Below are 13,122 nucleotides of genomic sequence, written 5' to 3' on the forward strand. Positions count from 1 at the left end.
ATATAGTAAATAGAGAATTTGATAATAGAAGTGATCTAGAAATAGTAGTAAGTGATCTTACATATGTTAATGTGGCTGGTAAATGGCATTACATATGCCTATTAATCAACCTCTTTAATAGAGAAATCGTAGGTTATTCAGCAGGCCCTAAAAAAGATGCTGAATTAGTTTATGAATCGTTTATGAGTACTAATATAAATTTAAGTAAAGTAAAAATATTCCATACTGACAGGGGCAATGAATTTAAAAATAAGATAATAGACGAAGTTATAGAAGCTTTTAAGATACAGCGTTCCTTAAGCAAAAAAGGATGCCCTTATGATAATGCAGTTGCTGAAGCTGGGTATAAAATTATAAAAACAGAATTTGCATTTAATAAGATTTTTAAGAATTTGGAAGAGTTTAAAAAAGAATTACGAAGTTATGTATTATGGTATAACAACAAACGTATTCATGGTTCTCTGAATTATATGACTCCAGTAGAATATCGCCTAGCAAAAATGACCGAATAAAAATTGTACAAAAAAGTGTTGACAATCCAATTAAATACTAATAGAAACATAGAAATAATTATGAATAATCTTAATTCAGAACTTGGGATTGAGGTTAACAGTATTGAAATAGTTAATTTAGAAGATTTCCAGCCTAATCATCAAACCGATGATAGCAACGATATTGAGGACTTTGAAATTCCATTTTAATTTCTATAGAGGTATTGGAATAAATATGTTTCAATATGATGATAACTTTCTATCGTTTGCTTATGAAACTTGTACTTATAATCAAATAGCTTGTACTCTAGGAGTTCATACAGAGCTTGCTATGATAAAGGCACAGCTACTAAATAACAGAGGTCATAAATTAAATGTTCCTTATATACCTAATTCTAATTTTTTAGGAAAAATATAGTTAAAACCACTGACTATGAATGAATCGGTGGTTTTGTTTTTACAGTATCAAAGATTAGAAGCTTTAATTACAACTTAAACAAACATTTGTTGAGGTAAGCCTTTTTTCCAAAGTTTCATATACTGCAATTTTTTATTTTGCTCTTTAACCTTAGTATTTAATATAGATAAAAAATTGCTAATTTTTTCTTCTCATCAAGTGTAGATATGTAATAGCATCTTCTACTTGTACTAATAACAATTCATAAAGGAAAAGGAAAAAGTTTTCTGCAAATAAAATACCACTATTTAATTTAAAAAGATCCGGCTTAGGCTCTTTTAGAAAATACCGCTGCTGTGTTGATTATATGAATTATTTAAATATGAAATCAAAATAATATTTTTAAAAAATTTTATAATATATAGTATAAATATTATAAACTTGCGCATATTTATATTATATATCATATCTATATCAACCTGTATGGTTAATATTTAAATTCCCAATCAGGTGATTAAATATTTAATCCAAGTTGACATTTTTGTAGAATATGATAAAATAAAGGTAGCTCATCTACCAGTTGTAGAAGGAGTTCCTGAAGACGTCTCTTTATAAAGAGGCGTCTTTTGCTTTATATTTTATTTTATATTTTTCATACTCCTCAAGTTTTTTTCTCATCGTGTGGTCATGCTCTATATAAAATGCTGTTATTAACAAATTATACTTCTCTCTCTTTTCTAAGACCACCATATATCTTTCTTCCTCTAATAGTATATGAATTCTAACTGTATTTTTATAGGGTTTTTCCCATACCTTCATTCCTGAACAAAATTCACAATTTCTTTTACAATTATAATTTTCTATAAACTTTCTTACCCATCTAATTCGCTCACATCTTCTTAAATCTGGAACACGTTCTCCATCTTTCAAATAATCCTGACATGTAACATGAAAAAAAGCTTCTTCTTTTCCCATCTCTATAGGGTGTTTTCTGATCGCTATTTTATTATTTTGATATATTGGAGTACTTTTAATAAAATCATTGACAAATATATCATACAATTTACTTTCATAGCTTTTCCACTCAATATTTGCATCATAAGGCTCTAATTTGGGTAACCACTCACAATTGATCATATCTAATACCTTTTAAGTTAAAATTCTGTATCCCATACAAATATATTGAATTTTTCCTCTCTATATAGGGTACTTTTTGTTAGCCTATATCCTGAGCGAGTCCTTATCTTTTCAATTATTTCCTGTTTTACTTCGCTTTTTTTTATATCTTGTGGAAAAAACCTATTTGCGTACCCCGTTGCCCCTATTAAAATATCAGTTATTTGCATTATTTGCACTTCATGCGATCTAATTGGCTGTATTCTTTGAATTATTTTCTTTGAAAAATCATAAATATCATTACAGCAAACTTCATGTAATTTCTTTGCCCTATAACTTGAATTCGTATCTTTTATATCTATATAAACCTCATATTTATCTCTAGGATTAAAAATTATTTTTAACATGTTAAAATACATTTTATAATACCATTCATCATGAGTTTGGTTAAAAGCCTTATGATTCAATTTACTTTTATCAGGCACAACCAAACATCTAAAATGTAAATCATCGTCATCAAAAAAATAATCTACTATATCCATATATATTTGTTTCTTCACTGGTGCAACTTTTGTCCATTTTAACTCTGAATTTGGATTTACACCATTCCTTTCTTTAATAGCTCTTATTCTATTATTTATTTCTTTTACTTTATTTTGAGGACACCACACTGCTCCTAACACCATAACATTTATACCGTCATTTTCCAAGTGACAGCTTTCATCACAATATATATTATATAATATACTCACACATTCACCACCTTTTATGAAATTAATAACTTTTTATAAAATATCTAATATTGATTTGAAGTTTTCCAATACTGCTTATAAGTTCTCAATAATATCATTAGCAAGTTTATCAGGATCGGGCAGATTATCTAAATCAACTAAACTCTTATCCTTAATCCATGATCAATTATACTATATATAAAAATTAAATTCTATAAATGAACAAATGCTGTTCTCAAGTTTCATATTGATGAACGTATTCATTAACAACCTAATACATGAACTCCTATACCTTCCCACAAATCCCCATTATATTTTTATCCCCCAACTTATATTTGCCAAAAAGTGCACCCCCGGGGGTTCAAATTCCTTCAAAACCTTAGTCTACGGAAACATAAAACACACAAAAGAAAAAGGGGCAAATTGCCCAAGCCTTTGATTTCAAGCTATTTCTTCTCTATCTTCACCACACACTCCACATGGCACGAGCCGCTTGGATTGATGTCTTGGGCTGATTTTCTGCACCTTACGTTTACGGGAACATGTCAATGGGTTTTTGGCTGTTTTTAAAAAAACCGAGGTTCGTGGGAACATATCAATATGTAGCGATTCATTGTTAATATAAGTTTGCATACAACAATTTAGTTTGAATTCAATCCAAACGTTTTCGTCCCCAATTTTGCTTTTGTTATTTGCTCAAGTTGTATCACTTGTTCGCGCAAAGAAGAATTCGGAAGAACATTCAATATACTAAACTGGAATTTTTTATACCTCACAGGATCATTAGTCAATAAATCAACAAGTATTTTATTCCCCCCATGTTTTGTGTGCACATAGTCGCTCCACCTGCCCCAGATACCGTCTTTACCATAGGCAGAACCTACATATTGTTGCCCATTTGTTGTATCAAGGATTAAATATACTCCATAAACATTCGATAGCATCATTTTCCACTGCCTATTCACATCTGGATTTTTTATTATTTTTTCTAGCTCATCGAACATTAAAATGACATTTTCATATCCCAAAAATGTTTTTGCAAATCCCTTTGGTAAAATTTCAATTACATCTTTATCAAGTTTTTTCTGACACCAAGAAACTGTAGAACTGCCCCAATCGATGACTAACCTTTCTTCTAATTCACTTAATGAATAGTCCCTAATTAAATCATAGAAATAAAAAGGTCCTGCCCCCCAATTTTCTAAAATAATAATAGGATTAAGCACGTCTGGAAGCTTTGAGACTTTCTGCACTTTATTCACTTTATAAACCCCTTGTAAAAGGGCTTTTCTGCCTTCTAATGCACGAAATACAATTATATATTCTGTATCTTTAAAAACATTTGTTTTTTGATATGATTGATATAATTCAAAATGACCTGCTTCAATTATATTTCTGATTTCATTTCTGTCGGTCGTATGCCTAACTACTTTTATTCTATTGTTGGTAAATCCTTTTAGTTGAAGAATGTCAGACAGTTTCACTTCATTAACTCCTTTTAATTATAGTCATTATTATTCGTAGGAATATTGTTGTCACTTAAAAAAATTATGAGCACCTTCAAGCGTTTTAGTTGCCTTGAAGTATAGATTATGAATATCACCATAATCTACTTTTTCTTCCCCTTCTCCTTGGTATGGTACTCTTATTAAATGCCTTGACAGATCTTGCAGTATTCTATTAGCATCAATTATTTTTAATATATTTCGCTCCTTGAGACCTTCATTGCACAGTTTTTTTACAGCGTCAATATCTTCCTGCAAAGGCTTATAATCCACATACTTCTCAACTCCTGATAATACAGTTACTATCCCAAATAAATTATTTTCATCATAAGCATCCCATCTTGGATGATTCTTATCAATAAGCTCAATATATCTATCATCAGACACAATACTATAAAGCTGTAACGCACTGGACTGGATAGCATGGGAAAAGTTGTGAATTTTGTCTTTAGGAATTTTGCTGTATATTTCAGTCCTTAAATCATACCTTTCTTTTGGTGTCATCGCAGGTTTCAATTGGTATGGATCTATACTTTCAACTAATTGAATAATCTCTTCTTTTGAAAGCATATTTTTATTTTCATGATTATCCCCAGCACTTTCTTCATTTGAATCTTTTGCTCCTTTGTCAATATAAATCGGTATCTTCAAGGTATCTCCCGCTTTGATAATGTTAGGGTCAGTAATGTTGTTAATCTCTAGAACTTGTTTGGCATACCATTCATAATTCATTCTGAAATGCTCATTCATAAAGTAAGGGTTGATAACGTCAACCAACGTATCTCCTGATTGAATGGTTATTTCCCGTACCTCTTTTAGCTCCCAGACATCATTCGGGCGGTCAGCAATGCCAATCCCCGAAATTGAAACTACTTTGTCACGATCAAAATATTCTTCGGATGGTATTATCTTTTGCCCATTTTCGACTACATACCAAATGCCGGTAGTTTCGTTAATATACCGTCCTGTATCCTCATCATAAGTATATCCCTCAAGCGGTTCAACCTTTTCCTCAGTTAAGATCTTTCCTCCAGTGTCTACTATAATTTTACTGCCATCCGGTAATGTTTTTTCTCGTGTTTCTTCTACTTCTCCACATCCAACAAGGTTGATCATTGCTAAACATAATACAAGCAGAAAACTTATGAATTTCAACTGAATCACCCCAAGCCACTCTACCTCAAAACATATTTTTATTATGATAAATAGTTAATCTCAAGAATTGTATCCAGTTTTTCCACATTAAACATGGTACTTATGGTCTCCGTAATTGAAAGTTTGTTTATCTTCTCTCTTGCCGGTCCAGTTTCTATTTAGAAAATTCGAAAAACCATTCTATACAGTTGTTCTTGGCTCTTCCATATCATTTTTCTGCAACTTATACTCTCTTCTTGCATTCAGAATTAATAATACATTCGCTACAATTCGGATTATTCGGTCTGCACCAGGTACGCCCAATCTCCCAGCATGAAAAATCTATTATCCCTGGAAACTTAGGATTTAACTCTCTTGCCTTATAGATGATCGAATCTAAATCAGCATTACTATCAACCAGCCCGGTCCGTCGCATTACCCTTAAAATATGTACGTCTGGTGATATGTCAATTGAGTAATAATCCGAAAACGGAATCTTAAATTGCCTGGCAAGAATATTGGCTGCCATTGTAGCAATTTTTTTGCCGCTTCCTTTAAACTGCAAGAATTCATAAACTACTTTTGCGCTGCTAGGATTGTTGCTCCATATTCGCGAAGCATCCCCATTATACTTTACTTTAATATCCTGAATTGCAGAATAAAATACCTCCGCCATTGTATCGTTAAATCTATGCAAGACATTTCTATTAAAAATATTCTTGTACTCTTCAAGTGAAACGCTGGCTAAATCATCAATTTTAAAGCTTCCTATAATCTCCCTTATTCTAAAGGGAATTGACCACGCTCGCTCCGCTTTAATCTGCCTATCCATCAAGCAGGCTAAAACAAAAGCATGGGGCGTGTTTTCAATATCGTTAAGAAATTTATCTTGTTCTATGTCATTAACAAAAGGAATAAGATGTCTTTCTGAATCACTAAATCGTGCTTTTCCTATTGTTACAAGCAAGTGTTCCGCCATATTATCACCTTTCCATAGCTTTTCCTCAAGCTTAGCACTAAACTTTATCTTTTAATCTGATAAGGTTTCCCGGCAGTGCTTCAAACATATCCGGGTAATGCCCACACCTCGCCCTAATCTGTGTATATTCCGCCTTACTGCCATCCTTTTTTAAATACAGCCTACGCCTATATACTCATCGGCAAGTTCAGCTGCATGCATCGTTTTGTTTTCTGCCTCTGATAAGACAATTCTCATGGCTTCATGAAGTGTATAGTTAGACATTTCATTCATGTCAATTCCTGTATCAGTTAAATTGTTTTCATCATATTTTAAGACTATATAAACTGGTTTATTATCTTTAAGCAGAACGACTTTTCCGTTTAAATAAGCTGAACACCTCATCTGCCTTTTTATGAATGTTTATTTCAGCAATTTTATCGAATTGTGTCGGATTAGGATTAATATGTACTATTTTTGCGTATTTTAAAATGTAATTAAAATAAACACCACTATAACAACCTTGTGCACCAATTATTATGACTAATTCAGCTTTGGAAATCCATTCTCTCGCTTTTCTAACATCTTCACTTAGTAGTCCAACATGGCTACGAACCGGAAATGCTGATATTGCTCCACTACATTTTTTGCAACGTGGAATTTTTCTCTGATTCCAAATATGAACATTATTGTATTGCTCTCCACACTTGATACACTGATTCACACCAAAACTCCCTTGTATTTCAGCAACATTTTTCGAACCTGCCAGGAAATGAAGACAGTCAATATTAGTAGTAATTATACCTTGAATCTTACCGCCATTTTCTAATGCAGCCAATTTTCTATGCGTGATAGTTGGACCGTTTTCAAAATATATTTTAAAAGATTTTCCAAGCTATTTTGTAATAATGATTGGGTGCAACTAGAAGTATTACCTGTGACATTATTTGCATAACTTCTAAAACATTCATGTGCTGCATATCTTTAATACCTGCTGATATAGAAATTTCAGCACCTGTTATTACTACTGTGTATTTACTTTTTTCTATATAATCCTGCAATCTTAATATCTGGCTATCAATGCGTAGAGACCTTCAGTTATATTACTGTACCCATATAAATATACCCTTTTTTCTTAGGGGCAGTATCTAACTTCTTATAGCCAAAAGTTTCACTTTCTTCGTATATATGGCATAATGCAATACCCATATCGATACAATTAAGTTTATTTTTTATAAAGTTCATAATGACGTTTGGTTTTTTACGGTAGCAATGAATAAAACCTTTTTCAGCAATAAAATACCAATCTTGCTCATTAAGCGCACTGGGTGCAAGCCTCGCAGCTTCTATACGAATATCTGAGCCTTCAGAAATATCAGATAATTCCTTTCTTTTAAATTCGAACAGTTCTCTAAACAATGGTTCTGCAGGCTTTCCAAAAGGCATGCAGATAACATATGGCAAGCTGCTATTTGAATTTACATTCGGTTTTGCCATTCTAAAATACGAACCTAAACCTATACTGCTGAAATAGAGACTTAACTGTTGGCCAATAAAGCCAATATTCTCATAAGCACCGTTTTTTTCTTCGCTATTAAATAAAAGATAATATCGTGCATTTTGCTTTGATGGATTCTTATCTTCAATAAGTTCAACCGAATATCTTATATCAGGAAACAAAGGTGTAACTAACTTTATTTTTTCTTTGATTCTAGTAAGTAGTTCATCTGGTAACGCTGAATTGTCAAATTTTCTTACCGATTTCCTCTTAGTAATATATTCATTCTTCACTTTTCAACAATCCTCCTAAAGAATTCTATTGCTCCTTTCACATCACTTTCATTTGGGTGTCCTTTTGCAATTCCGCCAATCAACTTAAAAGGCCCAAATGTGTCAAAACCTCTACACCCATAAGTTCCAATCAACCGGCAGGATTTCTCTGTAATGATCTGCTCTATTTCTTTTGTGTAATTTCCTTTTATACCATAAGTATTTATGAGAAATACTTGTTTTTTATTTGGCAAGTTGTTCCTGGCAAAATCCATAACCTTCTCGCTGAATTTACTATAATATGTGCCGGATGCAAAACCTATTACATCGTAATTAGATAAGTCTTCCTTTTTACATTCAACCACATTAATTAGTTTTACATCATACAATTCTTTAATGGCATCCAAAAGTTTTTTTGTATTTCCATGATGTTGGGAATAGTATACAATTGCTACTTTCATAAGAACCCCCCCTGTTTTTACTGATCTTTAATTTGAGAAAGCGTCTTGCTCATACGATTGATAATTTCAATCATCTGCGTTATATCAGATTCTCCTAAAGCATTTGTTATTTTATTGAATCTCTCATTGAATTCCTCACCTTTAATTCTTAGCATCTCTTGTCCCTCTGGCGTTATTGTTATAATTAAATTCCGGCGATCGTTTTTATCAACATCTCTAATAATAAGCCCCTTATTTTCGAGAGATCTTAGAATTTGAGAAACGGCTGCTTTTGTAATCGACAAATATTCTCGTATATCTGATAAAGTGGTATTACTGTTAGAACTGGCAGAGGTAACTGCAATTTCTCTCATTAATATATATTCTGGTATGTTGATACTACTATTTGATGCTTTACTATCCTTTCCGAATTCAGCATTTAAAAAGCTTCTTAATTTAAATAATGAACGTAAAAACTCCATTTTTATTTCTTGTTTCATACCTCTTCTCCTTTGAATTATTTCTAAACTATGATTATAGTTAAGTTATTCATAGTTAAGCTATTAACTATTATACTTATATTTTTAATACTTGTCAATGCGTTTAAAATTTGATCTACTGCAAATGTAAATATTCAAATCAAAATCTATATTTTTATACATTTATATAAAATAAAAATGCCGCCAATTAAGAAGGTTTCCTCCTCAACTGGCGGCAATCTTATTTTAATCCTATAGATTCACTTCTATTTCTAACCCAGACTTAAATTCAACCAATATCCTGTCATCATATACCGTTGCTTTTTCAACCAGTTTTCTGACCAGTTTATCATCAAACTCCGTAATATCACCGGTTTGCATATTAAGAAAGTCCGTCATCTCAGCAATCCGATCCCTTTTATCTTGACGGAGAGCGTTTCTCGAAAGTGTTTCTTGCCTTAAGTCCCGCAAACGGTAAATCTCGTTGACAATATTATCGTATGCTTCCTTTGAATTTGCCTTTTGGATCAAATCGGTTTGGAGTTCTTCCAGCCTTTTATCAATATCTGCCGTACTCTCATCCAAATCCTCGCTTAATACGGTTTCAATATTCTTCTTCAGTATGGCCAGAAAAGAGTTTTTTCCGCTGACTGCTACATTGATGGCTTCTACAATTTTCTCTTTAAGCGTATCTTCAAGTATAGTGGAAGCGGTACAAAACAAACCGGTGTTTTCCAATCTGCTGACGCATCTCCATACGATTGATTTCTTTCCTCGGTTATTCCAATGAACCCTTCGAAATATTTCATGACAGTTGCCGCAAAAGACCATCTGTGATAAAGGATGATTATTGCTATAGTTTCTCTTCTTTCCGTTCTTACTTATATGCACACATCTTCTTTTGACAAGCTGTTCCTGAACCTGCATAAAGATTTCACGCGGGATTATGGGCTCATGGCTGTTTTCTACATAGTATTGTGGAACTATACCGTTATTGGGTACCCTTTTCTTCGATAAAAAATCTACCGTATAGGTTTTCTGCAGCAGCGCATCACCGATATATTTTTCATTTCTTAAAATCTTATTGATGGTGCTGGTATGCCATCTGGGATTGCCTGCACCCGTCAGAATTCCGTCAGCCTCCAAACCCCTAGCTATCTGTAGCATACTGGAACCTTCGAGGTATTCTCTGTAAATGCGTTTAACGATCTCAGCTTCTTCAGGTACGATAACTAAATTGCCATCCTTATCCTTTGTATAGCCAAGAAACCGGTTGTGATTGATATGGATTTTTCCTTGCTGATATCGGTACTGAATACCCAGTTTTACATTCTGGCTTAACGATTGGCTTTCTTGCTGTGCCAAAGATGCCATAATGGTCAACAGGATTTCTCCTTTGGAATCCAATGTGTTTATATTTTCCTTTTCAAAGTAAACCGGAATATTTTTTTCTTTAAGCTGCCTTATGTACTTTAGGCAGTCCAGCGTATTTCTTGCAAACCGGCTGATAGATTTCGTAATTATCATATCGATTTTACCCTGCATGCATTCTTCTATCATCCGGTTAAATTCTTCACGCTTTTTTGTGTTAGTTCCGGTAATACCTTCATCTGCAAATATACCTGCTAACTCCCATTCGGGATTGCTTTTGATATAGTTTGTGTAGTGCTCAATTTGCGCTTCATAACTGGTTGCCTGCTCTTCGCTGTCCGTAGAAACACGGCAATAGGCTGCCACCCGAAGCTTAGGCAATTCCTCGGCCTTTGCACTATTCCCAATTCGCTTACGAGCAGGAATTATCGTAACATTCCTGGTTGTCATCTAAAATCACCTCGCTCTTGATAAGACTATAAGCATACTCTGCCTGCTGAAATGGATCATCGTATAGATTATCTGGCATTGAAGCATGAAACCTAAAATTCAGGCATTTCTTTTCATTTCCTTTATGTTCATAAATCCTGCCAAGCGCCTCAGCTCGTCTGCGTCTTTCCAGTTGTGCTTTTTCGAATGTGTCCTTGCTGATAATTGGCGGATAGAATTTGTACTCAACATACCGTTTATCTGCCAGCATTCTTGCAACAGATGTATGGTAACGCTTAATACCCGCTTTTTGCGCCGCTTCGGTTAAAGAAAGCCCGGAAAGATAAGCCTCAAATAGCTTCTTAATTTTAACTGCTTCCTCTTCATTAATTACAGCCCTACCGTTTTGAATGGTATATCCAAAAAGTATATGGCTCATTATTTCACCAGCCTTTCCCTTAAGTTCAACCCGCATTTCATTTTGAAACCTATTTCTTCTTGTGAAAACACAATGATTTCGCGGGTAAAATCCTCAAATATTTCACTATCAAATGCATCAATCTGCTTTTCAGCTTTTGTTGCAAATTTAAGAAGCTTTTCAACCTCAAAGAGGATAGTCTGACTCCCATCGATTGTATGTTTTATGGCTTCTTTTTGTTCCTTTAATAAGGCCGCTTCTTTAAGCAGCTCATTTTTCTGTGTATTAAAAAGAGCGGGTTCCAGGTATCCCTTGGCCATAAGTCCCATAATCACCTGAACTCGCTCTGTATTTTCTTTGATTTTTGTTTCCATCTCCTGAATCTTTGTTATGTTATCTGAGTAATTTGTTTCCTTTAAACTTTGTAGCAATGGTCTTAGAATGAATTTATGACCGAAAATAAGCTTATTGATCATTACAACAAAGGCCTGATGGATTGCATCCTCTCTGACAAACTTCATGGAACAGCTTGATGCGTCCTTTATATGCTTTGTGCAGCACCAGGCAATATATTTACGGTTACCGCTGCCATGCGTTCGACGCTTAAAATTGCTGCCACATTCTGCGCATTTGATTTTCCCTGAGAACAGGTAGCGGTTTTGATACTTGCTGCTTCCTTTAATTATACCTTTTTCTTTTCCTCTTTGCTTTATTATCTCTTGGGCGGCTTCAAATTCCTCATGGGATATAATGGCTTCATGATGATCTTTTATCATGTATTGATCTTTTTCCCCACGATTATAATGCCGCTTAAAATTCTCATCTGTATAGGTTTTTTGCAGAAGGACATCCCCAGTATATTTTTCATTGCTAAGAATACCGCGGATAGTGGTCGCTGTCCAATGTGAACCTCTCTTTGTTGGGATTTTATCCGAATTTAGCCCATCTGCAATTTTCTGTGTACCTTTACCTGCCAAAGCTTCAGAAAAAATCCGCTTTATGATTTCAGCCTGTTCTTTATTGATAAATAGCTTTCCATCCATATAATCATAACCATAGGGAGGGTATGAAATCTTGTATGTTCCGTTTTGAAACCTGCGCCTGATAGACCACTTACTATTTTCTGCAATGGATAATGACTCGTTTTCTGCAAGACTGCTCAAAATTGTCAGCACCAATTCGCCTTCCATGCGCTGTGTGTTTATATTCTCTTTCTCGAAATAGATGAAAACACCGAGATCCGTAAGTTTTCTCACCATCTCAATGCAGTCGGTTGTATTTCTGGCAAATCTGCTGACTGACTTGGTTATAATAAAGTCAATCTTCTTGTTTTCACAATCTGCAAGCAGCCTTAAAAGTCCAGTTCGGTTCTCCTTTTTTGTGCCTGATATGCCTTCATCATAGTAAATCCCCGCAAATTCCCAATCAGGATTTGTTTTTATATAGGATTCATAATGGTCCTTTTGTGCTTCCAGGCTTGCCATTTGCTCATCACTGTCTGTTGAAACCCTGCAATAAGCTGCCACTCTTACCTTTGGCTTGAAAGCTTGGAGAGCATTGTTTCCATCAATCCTTGTTACCTTTCTCACTGTTTTCACCTCCTTTGGGCATGTGACATGTTACCTCTATGTGCCGCTAATAGCAAGCTAATTAGGCCATAAGCTGTGCGTACATCGGCGAGAAAGTTTTGCGGTTCAACTTGTCGATTTTGTTGAATTCTTCTTCTGAAATCAGTCCCGCCTTAAGCATCTTTTGCAGGATTTTATATGCCCGCCAGTAATCTACCTCTCTTTGAATTTCCTCCTGCGTTATCTTTGTATAGTTCGTTTCCTGCGGGTTATATGGTAAATGATTAGCCGCTTCTATCATTCAAGCACCTCCTA

18 protein-coding genes are annotated in these 13,122 nt (G+C 34.2%); 3 read left to right on the top strand and 15 right to left on the bottom strand.

Annotated elements, in window-relative coordinates:
• The 3 genes from EGD97_RS10765 to EGD97_RS10770 form a co-directional block, all read left to right on the top strand.
• Positions 1–512, top strand: a 512-nt coding sequence (locus EGD97_RS10765; protein WP_164850205.1) for an IS3 family transposase, incomplete at its 5' end; no start/stop codon positions are given.
• 3 nt (positions 513–515) lie between these two features.
• Positions 516–701, top strand: coding sequence for a hypothetical protein (locus tag EGD97_RS12445; protein ID WP_164850206.1), 186 nt, complete (start codon positions 516–518; stop codon positions 699–701).
• A gap of 25 nt (positions 702–726) precedes the next feature.
• Complete coding sequence (locus EGD97_RS10770) at positions 727–909, top strand: hypothetical protein (RefSeq protein WP_127837329.1); 183 nt, start codon at positions 727–729, stop codon at positions 907–909.
• Positions 910–1,497: 588 nt separating this feature from the next.
• Here EGD97_RS10770 and EGD97_RS10775 read toward each other — a convergent pair.
• The 15 genes from EGD97_RS10775 to EGD97_RS10845 all read right to left on the bottom strand — a co-directional run bounded on the left by EGD97_RS10775 (position 1,498) and on the right by EGD97_RS10845 (position 13,108).
• Positions 1,498–2,025, bottom strand: a complete 528-nt coding sequence (locus EGD97_RS10775) for a hypothetical protein (RefSeq protein WP_127837330.1) — start codon at positions 2,023–2,025, stop codon at positions 1,498–1,500.
• Positions 2,026–2,042: 17 nt separating this feature from the next.
• Positions 2,043–2,756 carry a DUF3800 domain-containing protein gene (locus EGD97_RS10780; protein ID WP_127837331.1) on the bottom strand — a complete coding sequence of 238 codons (714 nt, stop codon included), beginning with the start codon at positions 2,754–2,756 and terminating at the stop codon, positions 2,043–2,045.
• A gap of 620 nt (positions 2,757–3,376) precedes the next feature.
• Positions 3,377–4,219: a GIY-YIG nuclease family protein gene (locus EGD97_RS10785; RefSeq protein WP_027622175.1), complete on the bottom strand. Its 843-nt coding sequence runs from the start codon at positions 4,217–4,219 to the stop codon at positions 3,377–3,379.
• A 51-nt stretch (positions 4,220–4,270) separates the two neighbouring features.
• Positions 4,271–5,395: a LysM peptidoglycan-binding domain-containing protein gene (locus tag EGD97_RS10790; RefSeq protein ID WP_027622176.1), complete on the bottom strand. Its 1,125-nt coding sequence runs from the start codon at positions 5,393–5,395 to the stop codon at positions 4,271–4,273.
• Positions 5,396–5,618: 223 nt separating this feature from the next.
• Positions 5,619–6,353: an endonuclease III domain-containing protein gene (locus EGD97_RS10795; RefSeq protein WP_027622177.1), complete on the bottom strand. Its 735-nt coding sequence runs from the start codon at positions 6,351–6,353 to the stop codon at positions 5,619–5,621.
• A gap of 150 nt (positions 6,354–6,503) precedes the next feature.
• Positions 6,504–6,737 (bottom strand): hypothetical protein, encoded by a 234-nt coding sequence (locus tag EGD97_RS10800; protein ID WP_228202017.1) that lies wholly within the window; start codon positions 6,735–6,737, stop codon positions 6,504–6,506.
• Positions 6,694–7,209, bottom strand: coding sequence for an SIR2 family NAD-dependent protein deacylase (locus EGD97_RS10805; protein ID WP_228202020.1), 516 nt, complete (start codon positions 7,207–7,209; stop codon positions 6,694–6,696). The genes EGD97_RS10800 and EGD97_RS10805 overlap by 44 nt, the downstream gene beginning before the upstream one ends.
• Before the next feature lies 1 nt (position 7,210).
• A complete protein-coding gene (locus EGD97_RS10810; protein ID WP_127837332.1) occupies positions 7,211–7,393 on the bottom strand; it encodes a hypothetical protein in 183 nt (60 codons plus the stop codon).
• Positions 7,394–7,430: 37 nt separating this feature from the next.
• Entirely contained in the window at positions 7,431–8,123 is a 693-nt protein-coding gene (locus EGD97_RS10815) for a nitroreductase family protein (protein WP_127837333.1), read from the bottom strand.
• On the bottom strand, positions 8,120–8,563 hold the full coding sequence (locus tag EGD97_RS10820) for a flavodoxin family protein (protein ID WP_127837334.1): 444 nt from the start codon (positions 8,561–8,563) through the stop codon (positions 8,120–8,122). Before EGD97_RS10820 ends, EGD97_RS10815 begins: the two co-directional genes overlap by 4 nt.
• A gap of 17 nt (positions 8,564–8,580) precedes the next feature.
• Positions 8,581–9,042 (bottom strand): MarR family winged helix-turn-helix transcriptional regulator, encoded by a 462-nt coding sequence (locus EGD97_RS10825; protein WP_127837335.1) that lies wholly within the window; start codon positions 9,040–9,042, stop codon positions 8,581–8,583.
• Positions 9,043–9,273: 231 nt separating this feature from the next.
• Positions 9,274–10,842 carry a recombinase family protein gene (locus EGD97_RS10830; RefSeq protein ID WP_127837336.1) on the bottom strand — a complete coding sequence of 523 codons (1,569 nt, stop codon included), beginning with the start codon at positions 10,840–10,842 and terminating at the stop codon, positions 9,274–9,276.
• Entirely contained in the window at positions 10,805–11,260 is a 456-nt protein-coding gene (locus EGD97_RS10835; protein ID WP_228202018.1) for a recombinase family protein, read from the bottom strand. The genes EGD97_RS10830 and EGD97_RS10835 overlap by 38 nt, the downstream gene beginning before the upstream one ends.
• A complete protein-coding gene (locus EGD97_RS10840) occupies positions 11,260–12,828 on the bottom strand; it encodes a recombinase family protein (RefSeq protein WP_127837338.1) in 1,569 nt (522 codons plus the stop codon). The genes EGD97_RS10835 and EGD97_RS10840 overlap by 1 nt, the downstream gene beginning before the upstream one ends.
• Before the next feature lie 61 nt (positions 12,829–12,889).
• Positions 12,890–13,108, bottom strand: a complete 219-nt coding sequence (locus EGD97_RS10845) for an SHOCT domain-containing protein (RefSeq protein WP_127837339.1) — start codon at positions 13,106–13,108, stop codon at positions 12,890–12,892.
• Between the last annotated feature and the right edge of the window lie 14 nt (positions 13,109–13,122).

It is taken from the genome of Clostridium prolinivorans, assembly GCF_004011155.1.
GTDB lineage: Bacteria > Bacillota > Clostridia > Clostridiales > Clostridiaceae > Clostridium_AT > Clostridium_AT prolinivorans.

Bases quoted from the DNA above. Each gene is read 5' to 3' on its own strand.
- EGD97_RS10825 (WP_127837335.1), bottom strand. From the start codon at position 9,042: ATGAAACAAGAAATAAAAATGGAGTTTTTACGTTCATTATTTAAATTA.
- EGD97_RS10830 (WP_127837336.1), bottom strand. From the start codon at position 10,842: ATGACAACCAGGAATGTTACGATAATTCCTGCTCGTAAGCGAATTGGG.
- EGD97_RS10775 (WP_127837330.1), bottom strand. From the start codon at position 2,025: ATGATCAATTGTGAGTGGTTACCCAAATTAGAGCCTTATGATGCAAAT.
- EGD97_RS10795 (WP_027622177.1), bottom strand. From the start codon at position 6,353: ATGGCGGAACACTTGCTTGTAACAATAGGAAAAGCACGATTTAGTGAT.
- EGD97_RS10820 (WP_127837334.1), bottom strand. From the start codon at position 8,563: ATGAAAGTAGCAATTGTATACTATTCCCAACATCATGGAAATACAAAA.
- EGD97_RS10800 (WP_228202017.1), bottom strand. From the start codon at position 6,737: ATGAGGTGTTCAGCTTATTTAAACGGAAAAGTCGTTCTGCTTAAAGAT.
- EGD97_RS10770 (WP_127837329.1), top strand. From the start codon at position 727: ATGTTTCAATATGATGATAACTTTCTATCGTTTGCTTATGAAACTTGT.
- EGD97_RS10845 (WP_127837339.1), bottom strand. From the start codon at position 13,108: ATGATAGAAGCGGCTAATCATTTACCATATAACCCGCAGGAAACGAAC.
- EGD97_RS10835 (WP_228202018.1), bottom strand. From the start codon at position 11,260: ATGAGCCATATACTTTTTGGATATACCATTCAAAACGGTAGGGCTGTA.